Source organism: Streptomyces sp. cg40 (assembly GCF_050320165.1).
GTDB lineage: Bacteria > Actinomycetota > Actinomycetes > Streptomycetales > Streptomycetaceae > Streptomyces > Streptomyces hokutonensis.
This window is the reverse complement of record NZ_CP190128.1, coordinates 913,380-933,923: the sequence shown is the minus strand read 5'-3', so window position 1 is coordinate 933,923 and position 20,544 is coordinate 913,380. Positions and strand designations below refer to the sequence as shown.

General features: G+C 70.7%; 14 protein-coding genes. 10 read left to right on the top strand and 4 right to left on the bottom strand.

Going from position 1 to position 20,544, the window contains the following annotated elements:
* Window positions 1–52 precede the first annotated feature (52 nt).
* On the bottom strand, window positions 53–1,672 hold the full coding sequence (locus ACQHII_RS04065) for an acyl-CoA synthetase (RefSeq protein ID WP_427917891.1): 1,620 nt from the start codon (window positions 1,670–1,672) through the stop codon (window positions 53–55).
* 167 nt (window positions 1,673–1,839) lie between these two features.
* Here ACQHII_RS04065 and ACQHII_RS04060 point away from each other — a divergent pair, with 167 nt between their 5' ends.
* The 8 genes from ACQHII_RS04060 (at window position 1,840) to ACQHII_RS04025 (ending at window position 10,853) form a co-directional block, all read left to right on the top strand.
* Complete coding sequence (locus ACQHII_RS04060) at window positions 1,840–2,640, top strand: crotonase/enoyl-CoA hydratase family protein (RefSeq protein WP_427917890.1); 801 nt, start codon at window positions 1,840–1,842, stop codon at window positions 2,638–2,640.
* 23 nt (window positions 2,641–2,663) lie between these two features.
* Complete coding sequence (locus ACQHII_RS04055; protein WP_427917889.1) at window positions 2,664–3,608, top strand: Zn-ribbon domain-containing OB-fold protein; 945 nt, start codon at window positions 2,664–2,666, stop codon at window positions 3,606–3,608.
* A 17-nt stretch (window positions 3,609–3,625) separates the two neighbouring features.
* A complete protein-coding gene (locus tag ACQHII_RS04050) occupies window positions 3,626–4,672 on the top strand; it encodes a thiolase domain-containing protein (protein ID WP_427917888.1) in 1,047 nt (348 codons plus the stop codon).
* Window positions 4,669–5,835 carry a thiolase domain-containing protein gene (locus ACQHII_RS04045; RefSeq protein ID WP_019069075.1) on the top strand — a complete coding sequence of 389 codons (1,167 nt, stop codon included), beginning with the start codon at window positions 4,669–4,671 and terminating at the stop codon, window positions 5,833–5,835. The genes ACQHII_RS04050 and ACQHII_RS04045 overlap by 4 nt, the downstream gene beginning before the upstream one ends.
* Window positions 5,836–5,917: 82 nt before the next feature.
* Entirely contained in the window at window positions 5,918–6,160 is a 243-nt protein-coding gene (locus tag ACQHII_RS04040) for a DUF397 domain-containing protein (protein ID WP_427917887.1), read from the top strand.
* Between the two features lie 115 nt (window positions 6,161–6,275).
* On the top strand, window positions 6,276–7,181 hold the full coding sequence (locus tag ACQHII_RS04035) for a universal stress protein (RefSeq protein ID WP_427917886.1): 906 nt from the start codon (window positions 6,276–6,278) through the stop codon (window positions 7,179–7,181).
* A 157-nt stretch (window positions 7,182–7,338) separates the two neighbouring features.
* Window positions 7,339–10,251 (top strand): ATP-binding protein, encoded by a 2,913-nt coding sequence (locus ACQHII_RS04030; protein ID WP_427917885.1) that lies wholly within the window; start codon window positions 7,339–7,341, stop codon window positions 10,249–10,251.
* 104 nt (window positions 10,252–10,355) lie between these two features.
* Entirely contained in the window at window positions 10,356–10,853 is a 498-nt protein-coding gene (locus ACQHII_RS04025) for a hypothetical protein (protein WP_019069079.1), read from the top strand.
* 7 nt (window positions 10,854–10,860) lie between these two features.
* Here ACQHII_RS04025 and ACQHII_RS04020 read toward each other — a convergent pair whose 3' ends face one another.
* Both ACQHII_RS04020 and ACQHII_RS04015 read right to left on the bottom strand, forming a co-directional pair.
* The gene (locus ACQHII_RS04020) at window positions 10,861–12,831 is read right to left on the bottom strand and encodes an N-acetylmuramoyl-L-alanine amidase (protein WP_427917884.1); all 1,971 of its coding nucleotides are present in this window, start codon (window positions 12,829–12,831) and stop codon (window positions 10,861–10,863) included.
* A 279-nt stretch (window positions 12,832–13,110) separates the two neighbouring features.
* Window positions 13,111–14,253: an aminoglycoside phosphotransferase family protein gene (locus ACQHII_RS04015; RefSeq protein ID WP_427917883.1), complete on the bottom strand. Its 1,143-nt coding sequence runs from the start codon at window positions 14,251–14,253 to the stop codon at window positions 13,111–13,113.
* A 242-nt stretch (window positions 14,254–14,495) separates the two neighbouring features.
* On the opposite strand from ACQHII_RS04015, the gene ACQHII_RS04010 reads away from it, so the two are divergent.
* Window positions 14,496–16,004 carry a DNA-binding protein NsdB gene (locus tag ACQHII_RS04010; protein ID WP_406450180.1) on the top strand — a complete coding sequence of 503 codons (1,509 nt, stop codon included), beginning with the start codon at window positions 14,496–14,498 and terminating at the stop codon, window positions 16,002–16,004.
* A 27-nt stretch (window positions 16,005–16,031) separates the two neighbouring features.
* Here ACQHII_RS04010 and ACQHII_RS04005 read toward each other — a convergent pair whose 3' ends face one another.
* Window positions 16,032–17,459 carry a PP2C family protein-serine/threonine phosphatase gene (locus ACQHII_RS04005; RefSeq protein ID WP_427917882.1) on the bottom strand — a complete coding sequence of 476 codons (1,428 nt, stop codon included), beginning with the start codon at window positions 17,457–17,459 and terminating at the stop codon, window positions 16,032–16,034.
* Between the two features lie 538 nt (window positions 17,460–17,997).
* On the opposite strand from ACQHII_RS04005, the gene ACQHII_RS04000 reads away from it, so the two are divergent.
* Complete coding sequence (locus tag ACQHII_RS04000) at window positions 17,998–20,277, top strand: M4 family metallopeptidase (protein WP_427917881.1); 2,280 nt, start codon at window positions 17,998–18,000, stop codon at window positions 20,275–20,277.
* Window positions 20,278–20,544 lie beyond the last annotated feature (267 nt).

Here is a 20,544-nt window from a genome sequence, read left to right as displayed (position 1 = left end):
GTGGCACGCTACCGCCAGTTCAACCTGGCCTGGGTGTTGACCCACTGTTGACTCACTGAGCTGCGGCGACCGCCACCTCCCGCGCCCACCGGTAGTCCGCCTTGCCGCTCGGTGACCGCTGGATCGACTCCGCGATCACCAACTGCCGGGGGATCTTGTACCCGGCGAGATGGGAACGGCAATGCGTCTGGATGTCGTCCAGCGACGGCCGTACCGCACCCGCGCGCAACTCCACCACGGCGGCCACATGGTTGCCCCACTTCGCGTCCGGCACTCCGGCCACCAGCGCGTCGTAGACGTCCGGATGCGACTTGAGCGCCTGCTCGACCTCCTCCGGATACACCTTCTCCCCACCGGTGTTGATGCACTGCGAGCCACGGCCGAGCACCGTGACGACACCCTCCTCGTCCACGGTCGCCATGTCGCCGAGCAGGACCCACCGCCTGCCGTCCTTCTCGAAGAAGGTCTCGGCGGTCTTCCGCTCGTCGTTGTAGTAGCCGAGCGGTACATGGCCGCACTGCGCGACCCGGCCGATCTCACCGAGGGCGACCGGCTCGTGCGTGGCCGGATCGACCACCTGGGTACGGGAGTTGACCCGGATGCGGAAGGACTGCCCGGCGCCGGAGTCCGCCGTCGCCGTGCCGTTGAAGCCGGACTCGGACGAACCGTAGTTGTTCAGCAGCATCGTGTTCGGGAGCAGTTCCTGGAACTGCCGGCGCACCGTCTCCGACATGATCGCGCCCGACGACGAGACACTGAACACCGACGAGCAGTCCGTGCCCTTCATCGGCCCGTTGAGGGCGTCGATCAGCGGTCGCAGCATCGCGTCGCCGACCAGGGAGATACTGGTGACCTTCTCCCTCTCGATGGTCCGCAGCACCTCCTCCGGCATGAACTTCCGGTGGATCACGATGCGTTGGCCGAAGTTGAAGCCGATGAACGCGGTGAGCGTGGAGGTGCCGTGCATCAGCGGGGGAGTGGGGAAGAACGTGATCCCCGCCCCGCCGGCCGCGACCCTCTCGGCCAACTCCTCCGGCCTCTTCACGGGTTCACCCGTCGGCGCGCCACCGCCGAGCCCGGAGAAGAACAGGTCCTCCTGGCGCCACATCACGCCCTTGGGCATCCCGGTCGTGCCGCCGGTGTAGATGATGAACTGGTCGTCGCCCGAACGGGCCGGGAACCCCCGCTCGGGGGACCCGGTGGCCTCGGCGTCGGTGAACGCCACGGCCGGTACGTCCGGGGCGTCTTGGGCCGGCGCCCCCACCCGTACCAGGTGCCGAAGCTTCTCCGCGCGCGGCAGCGCGGCGGCCACCCGTTCGGTGAACTCCGTGTCGAAGACCAGCGCGACGAGATCGGCGTCCTGGTAGAGGTACACCAACTCCTCTTCGACGTAACGGTAGTTGACGTTGACCGGTACGACCCGCGCCTTCAGGCAGCCCAGTACCGTCTGCAAGTACTCGACGCCGTTGTAGAGATGGAGTCCCAGATGCTCACCCGGGCGTATCCCGGTGTCGATCAGATGATGGGCGATCCGGTTCGCCGCCGCGTCCAACTCCGCGTAGGTCAGGCGGCGTTCCGCGCCCGCGCCCGGGTGGTCGATGTACACGAGCGCCTCGCGGTCCGGGACCACGTCGACGACCGACTCGAACAGGTCGGCAATGTTGTACTCCACCACTCCTCCTGACGTCGGTTCGCCGGTCATCAGAGCAAAGGGCGCGGCAACTGTGAAGGGTCCGCGCAGAAGAAATCTGACTGAGTGTCAGAAACCTCTTGTACTGGCAGGGCGCCTCCTGCAACCTGTTCTCGTTCCGGAGGCGGTACGGCGACGGGAGGACGACCATGAGCGGTACGGAACACCTGACCGTGCGGCGCGAGGGCGCCACACTGGTGCTCACGCTCAACAGGCCCGAGGCCAAGAACGCGCTCTCGCTGCCGATGCTCGTCGGGCTCTACGACGGGTGGATCGAGGCCGACGCGGACGACGAGATCCGGTCGATCGTGCTGACCGGCGCGGGCGGTGCGTTCTGCGCGGGCATGGACCTCAAGGCCCTTGCCGGGAAAGGCATGGAGGGCCAGCAGTACCGCGACCGGCTCAAGGCCGACCCGGATCTGCACTGGAAGGCGATGCTGCGGCATCACCGGCCCCGGAAACCGGTGATCGCGGCCGTCGAGGGGTACTGCGTGGCCGGCGGCACGGAGATCCTTCAGGGCACGGACATCCGGGTGGCTGGTGAGTCCGCGACCTTCGGGCTGTTCGAGGTCAAGCGCGGGCTCTTTCCCATCGGGGGCTCAACTGTCCGTCTCCAGCGCCAGATTCCGCGCACTCACGCGCTGGAAATGCTGCTCACCGGGCGGCCGTACAGCGCGCGGGAGGCGGCGGACGTCGGGCTGATCGGACATGTCGTGCCCGACGGGGCGGCTCTCGCCAAGGCGCTGGAGATCGCTGAACTCGTCAACTCCTGTGGGCCGTTGGCGGTCGAGGCGGTCAAGGCGTCGGTGTATGAGACCGCCGAGCAGACCGAGACCGACGGCCTCGCCGCCGAACTCAAGCGCGGCTGGCCGATCTTCGACACCGCCGATGCGAAAGAGGGCGCCCGTGCCTTCGCCGAGAAGCGACCGCCCGTCTACAAGCGAGCCTGACCCTCGCAAGGAGGCAGCCCCTCATGCCCGACGTCCTCAAAGCACCGCTCGTCCTGGAATTCCCCTTCACCCGCTCCCTCGGTCCCGTCCAGAGTGCCTTTCTCACCGGGCTTCGTGAGCGCGTCGTGCTCGGGGTGAAGACCGGCGACGGACGGACCCTCGTCCCTCCCGTCGAGTACGACCCCGTCACCGCCGAGGAGATTCGCGATCTCGTCGAGGTCGCCCCCACCGGGACGGTCACCACCTGGGCCTGGAATCACGAACCCCGGCGCGGGCAGCCCCTCGACACACCCTTCGCCTGGGTTCTGGTCCGGCTCGACGGCGCCGACACCGCCCTCCTGCACGCCCTCGACGCACCCGGCCCCGACGCCGTCCGCACCGACATGCGCGTCCGCGTCCGGTGGGCCGAGGAACGTACCGGTGCCATCACGGACATCGCCTGCTTCGAACCGTACGACGGCGACGAGACAGGTCAACCCGCCGACCACAGTGGCGAGTTCGAGAACATGGTCACCGGCATCGTGGCGCAGGCCCGCCTCGACTACGTCTACTCGCCCGGGCGTGCCCAGACCGACTACATCCACGCGCTCTCCGAACAGCGCACCGTCGGTGAACGATGCCCCTCCTGCCGGAAGGTGTACGTCCCGCCGAGGGGTGCGTGTCCCACATGTGGTGTCGCCACGGCGGAACATGTGGAAGTGGGTCCGCGCGGCACGGTCACCACGTTCTGCATCGTCAACATCAAGGCGAAGAACCTCGACATCGAAGTGCCGTACGTCTACGCGCACATCGCCCTCGACGGGGCCGACCTCGCGCTGCACGGGCGGATCGGCGGCATCCCGTACGACCAGGTGCGGATGGGGCTGCGGGTCGAGGCGGTGTGGAGCGAGGGGGGTCGCTATCCGGACCACTACCGGCCGACCGGTGAGCCCGACGCGGACTACGACGCCTACAAGGAGCTGCTGTGATGCATGGAGCTGCCGCGATGCGTGAGATCGCAGTCGTCGCGTTCGCGCAGACCGACCACCGGCGCACCACCGACGAGCTCTCCGAGGTGGAGATGCTGATGCCGGTCCTGCACGGCGTCCTAGATCAGACCGGCCTCAAGACCGCCGACATCGACTTCACCTGCTCCGGTTCCAGCGACTACCTCGCGGGCCGCGCCTTCTCCTTCACCCTCGCCCTCGACGGCGTCGGCGCCTGGCCGCCGATCTCCGAGTCGCACGTCGAGATGGACGGCGCCTGGGCGCTCTACGAGGCCTGGACCAAACTCCTCACCGGCGACGCCGACACCGCGCTCGTCTACTCGTACGGCAAGTCGTCCCCCGGCTCCGTACGCGATGTCCTGACCCGTCAGCTCGACCCGTACTACGTGGCGCCCCTGTGGCCGGACTCCGTCGCCCTCGCCGCCCTCCAGGCACAGGCCCTCATCGACGCCGGCGACACCGACGAGCCCGCGCTCGCCGCCGTGGCCGCCCGCAGCCGGACCGACGCGAGCGCCAACTCCCATGCCCAGGTGCGGGGTTCGGTACCGCAAGGGGAGTACGTCGTACGGCCGCTGCGCACCGGTGACTGTCCGCCGGTCGGGGACGGCGCCGCCGCCGTGATCCTCGCGGCCGGGGACCGGGCTCGTGAACTGTGCGAACGGCCCGCCTGGATCAGGGGGATCGACCACCGCATCGAGGCACACGGCCTGGGCGTACGCGAGTTGACCGACTCGCCGTCCGCGCGGCTGGCCGCCGAGAAGGCCGGTGCCTTCGAACGGCCCGTCGACACCGCCGAGTTGCACGCGCCGTTCACCGCTCAGGAGGTCGTTCTGCGCAAGGCGCTGCGCCTGGGCGACGAGGTGCGCGTCAATCCGTCCGGGGGAGCCCTCGCCGCGAACCCCGTCATGGCCGCCGGGCTGATCCGCATCGGCGAGGCCGCCGCCCGGATCCACCGGGGCGAGTCCGACCGGGCCCTCGCCCACGCCACCTCCGGTCCCTGTCTGCAACAGAACCTGGTCGCCGTACTCGAAGGGGATCCGCGATGAGCAAGGAGCCCGTGGCCGTCGTAGGGATCGGCCAGACCAAGCATGTCGCCGCGCGGCGGGACGTGTCGATCGCCGGGCTCGTGCGGGAGGCGGCCCAACGGGCCCTGGACGACGCCGAGTTGACATGGGCCGACATCGACGCCGTCGTCATCGGGAAGGCGCCCGACTTCTTCGAGGGCGTCATGATGCCGGAGCTGTATCTCGCCGACGCGCTGGGCGCCGTGGGCAAGCCCATGCTGCGGGTGCACACCGCCGGTTCCGTGGGTGGGTCGACGGCCCTCGTTGCCGCCAACCTTGTCGCGGCCCGGGTGCACGGCACCGTCCTCACCCTCGCCTTCGAGAAGCAGTCCGAGTCGAACGCCATGTGGGGGCTCTCCCTGCCGATCCCCTTCCAGCAGCCGCTGCTGGCGGGCGCGGGCGGCTTCTTCGCCCCCCACGTGCGCGCCTACATGCGGCGCACCGGAGCGCCCGACACGGTCGGCTCCCTGGTGGCGTACAAGGACCGGCGCAACGCGCTGAAGAACCCGTACGCCCATCTCCACGAGCACGACATCACCCTGGAGAAGGTCCAGGCCTCGCCGATGTTGTGGGACCCGATCCGCTACTCGGAGACCTGCCCCTCCTCGGACGGTGCCTGCGCGATGGTCCTCACCGACCGGGCGGGCGCGGCCCGGGCACCACGTCCGGCTGCCTGGATGCATGGGGGCGCCATGCGGAGCGAGCCCACACTGTTCGCTGGAAAGGACTGTGTGTCGCCACAGGCCGGCAAGGACTGCGCGGCCGACGTGTACCGGCAGGCGGGGATCGCCGACCCGCGCCGGGACATCGACGCCGTCGAGATGTACGTGCCGTTCTCGTGGTACGAGCCCATGTGGCTGGAGAACCTCGGATTCGCCGACGAGGGCGAGGGCTGGAAACTCACCGAGTCGGGGGTGACCGAGCTGGACGGCGATCTCCCCGTGAACATGTCAGGAGGGGTGCTCTCGACCAATCCGATCGGCGCGTCCGGCATGATCCGCTTCGCGGAGGCCGCCCTCCAGGTGCGCGGCCAGGCCGGAGAACACCAGGTGGAAGGGGCCCGACGGGTCCTCGGACACGCCTACGGCGGCGGATCCCAGTTCTTCTCGATGTGGCTCGTGGGCAGCGAACCCCCCGCCTCCTGAAAGGTCCCCCTCACGTGGCCTGTTGGCATCAGAAACCGATCGCTAGGCTGGCCGCGGACGACGAACCGGGAGGAGCACGGACGTGGCCGAGAGCACCATCCAGCAGCACCCGCTTGCCGGCTGGGACAAGCCGGAGCTGGACCTCAGTGACGCCGAGTGGCATTCAGGGAGCCGTGGACAGGGGGATGTCCAGATCGCCTTCGTCGAGGGATTCATCGCGATGCGCAACAGCGGCCGCCCGGAAAGCCCTTCCTTGATCTTCACGCCCGCGGAATGGGGCGCGTTCGTTTCGGGGGCGCGGGAAGGGGAGTTCGACCTGACCTGAAGGGCGTTCCACCTGTTTTTCCGGACACGCGACCTCGAGTGCCCTTCCGGAGCCGACGCCTGAGCCAGGCTGGCCCCGGAAGGGAAGGTCCCGTCATCCCGGAGGTCAGGAACCCATGAGCATTCTGCCGGTCATCGCGGCGGTCGACGGTTCGCACGACAGCCTGCGCGCCCTGGACTGGGCCCTCGGTGCCGCGCGCGGACGCGGGGTGCCGCTTCGGGTCGTCCATGTGTGGCAGTACGCGGCCGCCTGGACACCGCCCGGCGTCCTGGTCGCCGGACCGCCCGGCCCGGACGAGGACGAGGTGCTCGACCAGGTCCGCACCCACCTCGACGGGCGCCCCGACCGACCGGTCATGGAGTACCTCGGGCTACAAGGCGCACCAGGTGCCGTACTGCCCGAACTCGGCACCGGCGCACAGCTGTTGGTGCTCGGCTCCCGGGGCCGCGGCGGCTTCGCCAGTCTGCTGCTCGGCTCCAACGGCATGGCCGCCGCCCGCGACGCCGACTGCCCCGTCGTCGTGGTGCCCCGGCCCGGACGCGTGGTCCACGACGCGCCACCGGCCGAGCCCGGACCCCGGGTGGTCGTCGGCCTGCACGTGGACAGCCCCGACGACACCACCCTCGCCTTCGCCTTCGCCGAGGCCGCTCTGCGCGGAGCACGCCTTCAGGTCGTCGCCGCCTACCCGTGGCCGCCGCAGACCTGGGCGTCCGCCGGCGAACTCGTCCCACCGGTCCTCGACCAGGACGCCGTCGAGAACGAGACCCGCGTCCTCACCGAGTCCCTCCTCGCCCCGCACCGCAAGGACCACCCGGCCGTCCATGTCGAGCCGTACGTCGCACCGGGCGACGCGGCCGGCCACCTCGTCGCCGCCTCCAAGGACGCGGACCTCGTCGTCGTGGGCCGCCACCGCCGACGCCTGCTCGCCCCGGCCCGGCTGCTCGGCTCGGTCACCCAGGCGGTCCTGCTGCACGCGGCGAGCCCGGTCGCGGTGGTGCCGCCGCGTGCGCTGGAGGAGTGAGCTCGCTCCGGACCGCGCACCCGCGAAAACCGGCCAGTACGCCTTTGTCGACTAACCAGCCGCCGCACCCTCGGAAAGCGTACGCTGAGGTCCCTGTAGCTCACGGTATGCGTTCGCTCCCCGCGCGGACGCGCCCGCCGTGGCAGGGGGTATGGGGATGGGACAGCGGAGCGCGCGCGGCAACAGGACGCTTTTCGAACGGGAGGGTGAACTCCTCGCCGTGGACGACGCGTTGGGCGAGCTCACAGGCCTGCGCACGGACGGTGGCGAGCCGGGACACCGGCCCCGTGGCGCCCTGCTCGCCTTCGCGGGACGGGCCGGCATCGGCAAGACGACCCTCCTCACCGAGGTACGCCGCCGTGCCGCCGCACAGGGCTGCACCGTGCTCTCCGCGCGAGGCGGCGACCAGGAACAGCGCGTCGCCTTCCATGTCGCCCGCCAGCTGCTGCAACCGCAGTTCGCCGGCTCCGCCGACGCCGATCTCCGCACCGCGCTGGGGAGTTGGTACGACATCGTCGGCCCCGCCCTCGGTCTCTGCGCCCCCACCGAAGGCTCCCCGCCCGACCAGCAAGGTCTGCGCGACGGCCTCGACTGGGTGCTCACCCACCTCGCGGTGAAACGCGCCCCGATGGTCCTCGTCCTCGACGACGCGCACTGGGCCGACCCCGAATCCCTGGGCTGGCTGGCCGCGTTCGCGCCCCGCGCCGAACAACTCCCGCTCCTGGTAGTCGTCGCGTACCGCCCCGACGAACTCCCCGACCACGCCGAGTCGTTCAGGGGACTGCCCGGCCGGGCCGGTGGTCGTCCCCTCGACCTGGAACCGCTCAGCGTCGACGCCGTCGCCGGCCTGGTGCGCGAGACGCTCGGCGAGCACGCCGACGACGCGTTCTGCCAGGAGTGCTGGGCGGTCACCGCCGGGAACCCGTTCGAGACCGTGGAACTCACCGCCAAGATCCACGACCGGGGTCTGACCCCCACCGAGTCCGGGGCCCACCTGCTGCGCGATCTCGCCGCGGCCGTCAAGGGCACCGGCCTTCTCACCCGCCTCGAACGCCTCGGCACCTCCACCGTCCGCTTCGCCTGGGCCTGCGCGGTCCTCGGCACCGAGACCCGTCCGGCGCTCGCCGCCGCCGTCGCCGGACTCGGCCACGAGGAAGCCGCCGACGCCGCCGAGGCACTGCGCGGCGCCCGCATCCTCACCAGCACGCCGACCGTCGCGGGCACCCTCGAATTCGTGCACCCGCTCATCGCCACCGCCGTCTACCGCGCCATCCCCTCCGGCGTCCGCGTGGCCCTGCACGGACAGGCCGCCTGGTGCGTCATCAACGACGGCCAGGGCCCCTCCGCCGCCGCCCGCCACCTCATGGAGACCCACCCCGACGGCGACAACTGGGTCGTCCAGCAACTCCGCGCGGCAGCGGGCGAAACCCTGCGCGCCGGCGCCCCCGACGCCGCCCGCAGCTACCTCGCCCGCGCCCTGCGCGAACCCCCGCCCTTCGACGACCGGGCCGCCGTCCTCTACGAACTGGGCAGCGCCTCCCTGCTCACCGAACCGGCGACCACCGTCAACCATCTGCGGGCCGCCCTCGAAGAGCCGATCAGCGACGCGGGCCTGCGGCAGAACATCGTCTACCGCCTCTCCCAGGTCCTCGCCCACAGCGACCGCCTCGCCGAGGCCTCCGACACCCTCGCCCGCGAGATCCGTGTCACCGACGACGCCCGGGTCAAACTCCGCATGCTCTCCGAGCAGTTCATGTGGGACGCCTTCCGCGCCGACGAACCCGACCACCCCTCGCGTTCCCGCCGCCTCACCAAACTCGCCGACCGCCTCAAGGGCCGCGACCTCACCGAGCGGTACATCATCGGCCTGCGCACCTGGGACGCCGTACTCCGTGGTGAACCCGCACATGTGGCCCTCCACCATGCCGAGCGCGCACTCAATGGTGGCCTCGGCTGGGCGGAGGCCGACCGCGGCTTCGAAGTACCGGTGCTGGTCGCCCTCGCCCACATGTACTGCGACCGGCCGGGCCGCGCCGAGGAACTCTTCGCCACCGGCATCGCCGACTTCGAGCAACAGGGCTGGCGCGGGGCCCACCTGGCCTTCGGCTACACCCTCCTCGGTTACCTCCGCTACCGGCGCGGCCGGCTCGCCGAGGCCGAGGACTTCGCCCGCGCGGGACTGCGCCTCGCCGAGCGGGTCGGCCCCGGCACTCCCGTCTACTGGTACGGCACCGGCATCCTCATCGAGGTCCTGCTCGCCCGCGGCCGGGTCGCGGAGGCCGCACAGCTCGCCGAGGACCACGCCTTCGCGGAACCCTTCCCGGCCGCCGTCGTCTTCCCGGACGCCCAGACCGTGTACGGCGAACTGCTGCTGGCCCGCGGCCTCACCAAGGAAGCCGCCGAGGAACTGGCAGCCGCCGGCCGCCGCCTCGACCCGCGCGGCATCCGCAACCCCGCCTGGTGCCCCTGGCAGCTCCACCTCGCCCGCGCCGAGCGCCACGAGACCCCCGAGCGCGCCGTCGCCACCGCCCACGAAGCGGTCGCCCGCGCCCGCCAGTTCGGCACCCCGTCCGCCATCGGCCAGGCCCTGCGCGTCGCCGCCGAGGTCTCCTCCGGCTCGGCCCGTGCCAAACTCCTTGAGGAATCCGTCGCCCACCTCGAACGCTCCCCGGCCGCCTACGAGTTGGCCTGCGCACTGGTCGCCCTCGGCACCGAACTCCGCCGCACCGGCCGCTCCAGGGAAGCCGCCGACTACCTCTACCGAGGCCTCGACACAGCCGTCCAGTGCGGCGCCGAAGGCCTCGCCGACACCACCCGCTCCGAACTGGCCGCCGCAGGCTTACGCCCCCGCCGCCTCCACACCACCGAAACAGACACCCTCACGACCCGAGAGCGCGCTGCCGCGACCCTGGCCGCGCACGGCAGCACCGATCACGAGATCGCCGTAGAACTCGACACGGACGAACAGTCGGCAGTACGCCTGCTCTCAGCGGCGTACCAAAAGTTGGGAACGGACCGCACAGGCCTGGAAACGGCACTGATTCAGCCAACGGAGGGCCGAGTCTTTTAGGGGCGCGGGGAACTGCGCGCTCAACCCCCACTCACCCGCACCCGACAACGATCCCGCACCCAACCACGGCTACACCGCCGGACGGCACCCCGTACCATGGCCCCATGTCGTTCCTCCGCCGCCGCAGCGCCACTCCCGCCGGCCCCGAATTCGATGTGCTGGCCATGGATCCGGGCGACTGGCCCGGCAATCTCGGCGCCGGTCTGCTGCCCGCCCCCGACGGCACCTGCCAGGGCGTGTTCCTGCGGTACGACCTGTTCGGCGGCCGGGGCCCCGCGATGGTCATCGGCAACCTCCCCGAGGGCTCGCCGGCCCGTGACGTCGCCGAGGACGAGGTCCCGTTCGAGGTCGCGCAACTGCTGCTCGCGCTGGAGAACGACGAGGAGGTGACGGTCGTGGGAACCGAGGACATGCCGGTGATGCAGGGCGACAACCTGCTGATCGTGCGCCGCCTCAAGCTCTCCGAGAGCCGGATCTCCTGCGTCCAGTTCGACCGCAGCGACAACGTCCTGGTCACCATCGCCGCCTGGGACCGCCCCATCACGGACGACCTCTACGCCCTGCTGAAACCGCTCCCGGCGGAGCTTTTCCAGCAGGGCTGAGGCCCGGCTACCGGCCCGACCGCTCCAGCGTCACATCGGCGGCCCGGACGAACTCCACCCGGTGCCCGTACTGGATCTCGTAGTAGAGATCCTTTCCTACGACGACCTTGTGCGAGTCGGTGGTGAAGGTGACCGCGTAGTAGTACTCGCCGGGCACCTTGCCGCCGACCACGTACTTCTGGCCCTTGGGCAGGGTGTACGGCAGCGGGGATACCGCCTGGACGGGCACCCCCGCCGGATAGGCCGAGGCCTCCGGGTAGGCGCGGCCGTACACCGGGACGCTGTCCACACCGTCCTTCGGAGTGATCACCCAGCCGGCCGCCCCGACCGCCGTCGGGTGCTTCTTCGGGTTCTCGAACCAGGCCTCCTGACCCAGGTACCAGATCGCGGTCCAGTCGCCTGAACGGTCCGCCACGGCGTACTGCTGGCCGGTGGACACCCGCGAGGAGAGGTCGTTGACGCCCGTGGTCGGGGTCGTGCCGAGGCCGATGTCCTTGATCAAGGGGTAGGTCTCGCCGGGGCCCGAGTACAGGCGGACCTCGCTCGAACCGTGCACCGCGCACGGCTGGCCCGCGGTGACGCAGCCCGTGTACACCGGCTGGTTGCTGGTGTAGTCGGGGCGGATCGTCACCAGGCCGCCGCTCTTCTTGCCGGTCCCTTCGAAGGGGTGGCCCAGCAGGGCGAAGTAGTGCGCCCAGTCCCAGTACGGGCCCGGGTCCGTGTGCATCCCGGGGACGGTGGAGGTGGTCGGCCCGGGCACGTTGCCGTGGCCGAGGATGTGCTGCCGGTCCAGCGGGATGCCGTACTTCTTCGTCAGGTACTTCACCAGGCGGGCCGACGAGCGGTACATCGCCTCCGTGTACCAGGCGTCCGGCGCGGCGAGGAAGCCCTCGTGCTCGATGCCGATCGACTTGGCGTTGATGTACCAGTTGCCCGCGTGCCAGGCCACGTCCTTGGCCTTCACATGCTGGGCGATCAGACCGTCACTGGAGCGGATCGTGTAGTTCCACGACACATAGGTGGGGTCCTGGACCAGGTTCAGGACACCCTCCCACTGGCCCTCGGTGTCATGGATGACGATGTACTTGATGCTCTGCGACGCGGGCCGGTCGCCCAGGTCGTGGTTGCCGTAGTCGTTGTCCCCGAACTGGGCGTACGGCGCCGGGACCCACTCGCAGGACACCTTCTTCGGGCACTCGGTGCCGTCGGCGGAGACGGTGCGCAGTCCGGTTTCCGTCAACTGTGCGGTGTCGGGGGCGAGTTCGGGCTGTGAGGCGAGGGTGACCCGCTGCCCGGCGTCCGTGGTGCGCTGCTCGCCGGTGTGGATGACGTCGTAGACATCGTTGGCATAGGCGGCGGCCGTCGCGGTGTCGTCCGCGCCGGAGAAGCGCGCGACCGCGCCGTACCACTCGGCCGGATCCGCGCTCAGCGGCTCGCCCAGGCCCTTCTGCGCGTCGGCCAGCAGCGCGGCGCCGCCCGCCACGTTCGCGACCTCGTCGCTGCGGAGGTCGGCGGCCGGAAGCCCGGTCAGCTCGGCCGCCTTCGTCAACGTCCCCAGTCGCGCGGGGAGTTGGGAGTTGGCCGGGAGCTGCGCGGTGGGGTGCAGGGCCGCTCGGGCGCTGTCGCCGCGCGGGTCCTCGGCGCCTTCGCTCAGGTGCTCCGTCGTGGCCAGCGCGGTGCGCGCGTCCGTGAGATGCATGGGGCCGTAGCCGCCGGTCACGCTCGGTGCTCCGCCGTGGGCGTCCCAGCGGGACTGGAGGTAGGAGACGGCCAGCAGCACGGCCTGTGGCACGTGGTACTCGGCGGACGCCGAGGCGAACGCCCGCTGGAGGGTGGAGGCGGCGGAGCCGGTGGCGTCCGGGGCGGGGGCCGCGCCCAGCAGGGGCAGCAGCAGGGAGGCGGTGGCGAGCGCGCCGGCGGTTCTCCGCGTGCGTCTGTGCCCGGGAGCGCGGGTGGGGTCGGTCGAGGATCCTCGCAATGCAGCCTCCTGGGACGGTGTGGTGTGACGAACCGTGCGGGGCCGGGCGTGCGTCAGTGGTACCGGCTGGCCGACGATCCGTCAATCATGCCCAGAGGCAGGTGATTTCCCCTGTCAACAGGGGATGCGAGGAGTTTCGTGGCGGCGGCTTGCGGGCCTGCGGGGCGTCAGTGGACTACTCCAATCAGGGGGCATATATGAGGGACGCACATGTGGCTGAGACACACACGAAGGTCCGCGGTGCGCCGCTGCAGGGCGTACCGCGGACCTTCGTCCCCGTCAGCGAGTGCCGACCGCCGCACGCACGGCCCGTCGGGCCAACTGGCAGTCGTCGTGCAGCCGCCTCAGCAGCAGCCGTTGTTCCTCGCCGGACGGCGCAGCACCCGGGTGGGCAGCTCCCGGTGCCGCCGGGGTCGTGTCGTGCATCGAACGCTGCACGGCCATCTCGTAGGTGCGGATCTCCCGGGTCAGCACCAGCATCAGGTTCACCAGGAAGGCGTCACGCGAGGCCGGTCCCGCCGACTGCGCGATCTGACTGATCTGTCGCCGGGCCACGGGCGCGTCCCCGAGGACCGCCCACAGCGTGGCGAGGTCGTAGCCCGGCAGGTACCAGCCCGCGTGCTCCCAGTCCACCAGCACTGGACCGGCCGGTGAGAGGAGGATGTTGGACAGCAGGGCGTCGCCGTGGCAGAACTGGCCCATGCCCTGCCGGCCCGCCGAGTGCGCGATGCCGTGCAGCAGCTTCTGCAGGTCTCCCATGTCCCGGTCGGTGAGCAGCCCCAGCTCGTGGAAGCGCGAGATCCGGGACGCGTAGTCCAGCGGTGCGTCGAAGGTGCCCGCCGGGGGCCGCCAGGCGTTGAGCCGGCAGATCGCGCCGAGCGCCGCCCTGATGTCCGCCCGCGGCGGGGCCTCCGCCGGGTGCCGGTGCAGCGCCGCCACCCGGCCCGGCATCCGCTCGATGACGAGCGTGCAGTTGTCGGGGTCCGCCGCGATCAGCCGCGGCACCCGCACCGGCGGGCGGTGCCGGACGAACGAGCGGTACGCCGCTATCTCGTGCCGGATCCGCTCGGCCCACGCGGGGGAGTGGTCCAGTAAACACTTCGCTACGGCCGTGCTGCGTCCGGTCGTTCCGACCAGGAGCACGGAGCGCCCGTTGCGGCGTAGCACCTGCACCGGAGCGAACTCCGGACAGATCCGGTGCACCGACGCGATCGCCGTACGCAGCTGGGCGCCCTGAGGGCCGGACAAGTCGAGTCTCCCGCTGAGCGGTTGGGTGCCGATCCCGGGAACGCGCCGCGGCCTGCCCGCACCGAGGACGGGGCCGGCCGCCGGGCGCGCCGGGTCGAGGTAGGGGCCGCCGGCGCCCGGGCGGGGGTGCAGCGACCGGGGCGGGGCGGACACGGAGGACGATGCTGTGTACATGGGAGAGACAGATCCCTTCGTGTGCCTGCAGTGCCTGTCCAAGCAAGCGCGCTCCCGGCCCGGTTCCGCAGGTGCACCCTGGGGAGTGTCCCTCGGTGACCGGGTCGGGGTGGCGCGTTCCTACCTGACACCAGATGCGCAGTGGCACACCATCTGGCGCACCCTGGCGAACCATGGCGAATAGTCGCCCGGCACAGCGCACCGGGCTATGTTCAAGTCAGCCGAGAACCTGGGGGCTTGACGTGAACGGACAACCCAACTCCCGTCTCTCGGACCTGTTCGGCCTGGCCGGCTGGTCCAAGGGCGAACTCGCGCGGCTGGTCAACCGGCAGGCGGCGGCCATGGGCCACCCCCAGCTCTCGACCGACACCTCGCGGGTACGGCGTTGGATCGACACGGGAGAGATCCCGCGCGATCCGGTGCCGAGGGTGCTGGCGGCCCTGTTCACCGAGCGTCTCGGCCGTGTCGTGACCATCGAGGACCTCGGTCTGGTCCGGCACGGGCGTACGGGGAAACGGCCAGACGACGGGAGTGTGGAACATCCCGACGGTGTGCCGTGGGCGCCCGAACGGACTGCTGCGGTCCTCACCGAATTCACGGGAATGGACCTCATGCTCAACCGACGCGGCTTGGTGGGCGCGGGCGCCGCGCTCGCCGCAGGCTCCGCACTCAGCAGCGCCATGTACGCATGGCTGCACTCCGATCCGACTCTCTCCGCCGACGCTCCCCGGTTCGACGATCCCCTGCACGCCGACCCCGCTGGGTTCGACCGCTATGAGGCCGCCCCCATCGGGTCGCAGGAGATCGAGGAACTGGAGGAGTCCGTCCAGGTGTTCCGGGCCTGGGACGCGGCCCGCGGCGGCGGGCTGCAGCGCAAGGCCGTGGTGGGACAGCTCAACGAGGTGGGCGGCATGCTCGCCTACCGGCACCCCGCCGATCTGCAGCGGCGCCTGTGGGGCGTCGCCGCCAATCTCGCCGTACTCGCGGGCTGGATGTCGCACGACGTCGGCCTGGAGCCCACGGCCCAGAAGTACTTCGTCATCGCCGCCCACGCGGCCCGTGAGGGCGGCGACCGGCCCCGCGCCGGGGAGGCGCTCTCCCGGGCGGCTCGCCAGATGGTGCACCTCGGCCGGCCCGACGACGCGCTCGATCTCATGAAACTCGCCAAGACCGGTTCCGGCGACGAGGTGTTGCCCCGCACCCGGGCCATGCTCTACACCGTCGAGGCCTGGGCACAGGCGTCGATGGGCAAGGGCCAGGCCATGCGCCGCACCCTCGGCCAGGCGGAGGACCTCTTCGTCTCCGACCGCGGCGACGTACCGTCCCCGAGCTGGATGCAGACGTTCAAGGAGGAGGACCTCTACGGCATGCAGGCCCTGGCCTACCGCACCCTGGCCGAGCACGAGCCGGGAGCGGCCGTGCACGCCCAGTACTTCGCGGAGAAGGCGCTGGCGCTGCGGGTCGACGGACGGCAGCGGTCGAAGATCTTCGACTTCCTGTCGATGGCTTCGGCCTGCTTCATCGCGGACGACCCCGAACAGGCCGACAGGTACGCGCGGTTGGCCCTGGCGTCGATGGGATCGAACTCCTCCCACCGCACCTGGGACCGGCTGCGCGAGATGTACCGGCTCACCGCCCAGTACTCCAACTACCCGCGGATCCACGAACTCCGGGAGGAGATCAAACTCGCCCTGCCGAGGCCGCAGTCCAGGAGCGCGCGGACCAGGAACGCCAACAGCGCCCAGGCGTAAGGAGGTTGTGCCCGGGCGTCGTACGGCCTAGGTGGTCCTGGCGACCAGCACGCAGGCGTCGTCCTCGCGCGCGGTGTCGCCGAACTCCTCGACGACCATGCGTACGCAGTCCTGTGCGGTGCGCGCCTCGCCGAACCGCGGGGCCAGGTCGAGGAGCCGGTCCACCGCTTCCGGCCTGTCGTGCCCGGTCACCAGTCCGTCGGTGTGCAGCAGGAGTACGTCGCCCGCTTCGAGGGTCTCCTCGGCCTGTCCGTAGGACGCTCCCGAGGTGGCGCCGAGCAGGACGCCGTCCGGTGCGCTCAGCATGCGCCCCGTCCCGTCGCGGAACAGCAGCGGGGCGGGGTGTCCTGCCTGCGCCCAGGTCAGCGTGCGGGTCTCGGGCCGGTACCGGCAGCACACCGCGCTGCCCAGGGCCGGTTGCACGGTGGCGTCCAGTAACTGGTTGAGCCAGGACATCAGCTGGCCCGGCTCGGTGCCCGCCATCGCCATGCCGCGCAGGGCGCCGAGCAGCATCGCCATGCCCGAGGTGACGGCGACACCGTGTCCGGTGAGGTCGCCGACGCTCAACAGGGTGGATCCGTCGGAGAGTTGGAGCGCGTCGTACCAGTCGCCGCCGATCAGCGCGTTCGTCGCGGAGGGAAGATAGCGGGCGGCCAGGTCGAGTGTCTCCGGTCCCTGGTGCGGGAGCCGCAGGGTGCCGCGCCACGGCGGCAGCACGGCCTCCTGCAGCTCGACCGCGAGCCGGCGCTCGGTCTGCGCGCGCTGCCGGTGGCGCTGCAGCGAGTCACGGGTCTCGCTCACCGTCCGCTGGCTGCGGCGCAGTTCGCTGACGTCCCGCAGCACGGCCCACATCGAGGCGGTGCCACCGTCGGCGTCGAGCACGGGCTCGCCCATCATGTGCACGGTCCGTACGGCGCCGTCGGGCCGTACGACGCGGAACTCGCCGTCGATGGGCTTGGCGTCGACCAGGCAGTCCGTGACCATCGCCGTCAGGCCGGGCCGGTCCTCGTCCAGGACCAGGGACGGCAGTTCGTCGAGGGTGAGCGGGGGAGCGGCCGGGTCGCGGCCGAGGATCTGGTACAGCTCCCCGGACCAACTCACCGCGTCCGTCAGCAGATCCCACTCGGCGCTGCCGACCCGGCTGAGCAGCGAGTCGGGTCGGGGCGCTTCCGGTACGGCAGTCGGTGCGGGCGGTGCCTCGACGGCCGCGGGCACGGGTGGCGGGCCGTCCCGCAGCTGGGCCAAGTGCTCGTCGACGTCGTTGAGTTGATGCAGCGCCAGATCGCACAGCGCCCGCTGCCACCGCTCCCGGGGATCCGAACCGTCCCGCTGCGCGTCCCGCCGTACGGCGTCCACGTCGCCCATGAGCCGCCGCGCCTGCGATATCAGCGCGTCGACCGAGCCGCGCGCGGGCGGCTGGGCGGCTGGGCGGTCCGCAGAGAGATGGGACGGCATGACGCACTCCGATGCGGGGACGGTTCGACCAAGGCGGATGGAGGGACCGGTTACGACTGTCGCACAGCCCGCGACGCCCTGTAAGGGATTTGGCAACACCCGATCCGGTGGTGCTTCTGGCATATGCCAGCGTCTTCACGGACGGATGGTGCCGTGTCGGTGGCGTAGCTGCCTCGGTGGGGCAAGTCGTATACGCCGTACGCGAGTTGGGGTATGGATCACCCGCGGGAGTCGACATTCAACCACCTGTTCGACGGTCTTGTGTTCCCGCATGGCACGGTCGACCGGCGGGAGGCCGAAAAGTGTTGCTCGGGCGAGTGATCCGCAGTGCGCAACAGTCATTTTGAGCCGTTGCTTTGTTATAGCCATGACAATTCTGTGGACGTGATGCCACTCTGCTGTGCACCACGCTCACCGAGTGTTCACTTCTCCCTCACCATTCCTCCTCGTACCCGCGCGCCGCCGGACGGCCGTACCCCGGCCCGACCCGCTCTCCAGGACTCCACCGAGTCCGACCACCCCACATAAGGAGAACGCCTTGACCCGGCATGACCGTTATCCGCACCACCCCAGATACACCGCCGCTCTGGTGCTGACCGCAGTCGGCACCCTGCTGGCCGCCGGAATGCAGACCGGCGCCGCCTCCGCCGTTCCCGGCGGCGGCCACTCCCCGGCGAAGATCCTGGCCACCCCCCGGTCCGGAGCCGCCCCCGCCACGCTGACGCCGGCGAAGCACGCCGCCCTCCTCAAGAGCGCGGGTGCGGCCGTCAGGAGCACGGCCAAGACCCTCGGCCTCGGTGCCAAGGAGAAGCTCGTCGTCAAGGACGTCACACAGGACGCCGACGGCACCACCCACACCCGCTACGAGCGGACGTACGCCGGACTGCCCGTCCTCGGCGGCGACCTGGTCGTCCATGCCAGGAGCGGCCGCCTCTCGGTGACGAAGGCCGCGAAGGCCGACCTGAACCTGGCGGACATCACCCCGAACGTGTCGTCGGCGACGGTCAGGGCCAAGGCGCTGGTGGCCGCGGCCAAGAAGGGCGGCGAGGACGCCAAGCTCGACGGCGCCCCGCGGCTGGTCGTCTGGGCCGCCGGAGCCAAGCCCGTCCTCGCCTGGGAGGCGGTGGTCGGCGGCTTCCAGGACGACGGCACCCCCAGCGAACTCCACGTCATCACCGACGCCGACTCCGGCAAGCCCGTCTTCCAGTACCAGGGCATCGAAACCGGCACCGGCACCGGCCAGTTCAACGGATCGGTCCCGCTCAGCACCACGCTCGACCCGGCGACCTCGACGTACCAGCTCGTCGACGGCGACCGCGCCGGACACAAGACCTACGACCTGAACCAGGGCACCTCGGGCACCGGCACTCTCTTTACGGATGACAACGATGTCTGGGGCGACGGCACCGCGAGCAACCGTCAGACCGCGGGCGTGGACGTCGCGTTCGGAGCCGCGGCGACCTGGGACTACTACAAGGACGTCTTCGGCCGCAACGGCATACGCAACGACGGCGTGGCCGCCTACAGCCGGGCCCACTACGGCAACAACTACGTCAACGCCTTCTGGTCCGACACCTGCTTCTGCATGACCTACGGCGACGGCTCGGGCAACACCCACCCGCTGACCGCGCTGGACGTGGCCGCGCACGAGATGAGCCACGGCGTGACGGCCGCGACCGCCGGCCTCACCTACTCCGGTGAGTCGGGCGGCCTCAACGAGGCCACCTCGGACATCTTCGCCGCCGCGGTGGAGTTCCACGAGAACCTCCCCGCCGACGTCCCCGACTACCTCGTCGGCGAGAAGATCGACATCAACGGCAACGGCACACCGCTGCGTTACATGGACAAGCCCTCCAAGGACGGTTCGTCCCGCGACTACTGGAGTTCGACGCTCGGCAGCGTCGACGTCCACTACTCCTCGGGCCCGGCGAACCACCTCTTCTACCTGCTGTCCGAGGGCAGCGGCGCGAAGACCGTCAACGGCGTCTCCTACGACAGCCCCACCTACGACGGCGTGCCCGTCGCGGGCATCGGCATCGACAACGCCCAGAAGGTCTGGTATCGGGCGCTCGCCACGTACATGACCTCGTCCACCAACTACGCCGGTGCCCGCACCGCGACCCTCCAGGCGGCGGCGGACCTCTTCGGCGCGTACAGCCCGACGTACCTCGCCGTGGCCGACGCGTGGGCGGCGATCAACGTCGGCAGCCGGATCGCACTCGGCGTCAACGTGGCCCCGATCTCCGCCCAGATCAGCGGAGTCGGACAGTCCGTGTCCCTCCAGACCAGCGCCTACACCACCAACTCCGGTGCGGGGCTGACCTATTCGGCCACGGGCCTGCCGGACGGACTCTCCATCGACAGCACCGGCCTGATCTCCGGCATCCCGACCACCCTCGGGAGCAGCGACGTCACGGTGACCGTCACCGACGACACGGGCGCGACCGCCACCACCTCCTTCACCTGGCGGGTCGCGAACATCTACGCCAGCAGCACCCGGGTGGACATCCCCGACAACGCCGCCGCCGTGGAGTCCCCGATCACGGTCACCGGCCGCGACGGCAACGCCTCCGCCACCACCCAGGTCTACGTCAAGATCGTCCACACCTACCGCGGCGACCTCACCGTCGACCTCGTCGGCCCGAACGGCACGGTCTACTCCCTGCTGAACCGCGCCGGCGGCTCCGCCGACAACGTCGACCAGACCTTCACCGTCGACGCCTCCGCCCAACCGGTCAACGGCACCTGGAAGTTGCGGGTGCAGGACCACGCGGCGATCGACGTCGGCTACATCGAGCAGTGGCAGCTGACTCCGTGACCGGCAGCCCAGGTGACTGACCGTTCTTGACCGTCCCGGCCGCGTCCGCACCAGGTGGGCGCGGCCGGAGCCGTCTCTGGTCCGTGTGTGTCCGGCGGGGCGGTCGGCGCGTGGCAGTTCACGCACCCTTCGCGAGCAGCTCCTCCGACAGGGGCCACAGCCGCCGCGCGTTGTCGTGGTCGACGGCGTAACAGGCCACGCCGTGCAGTGTGCCCGAGCGGCGGTCGACGACGTCGGCCTCGTTGCAGTCGACGAAGTAGCGACCGC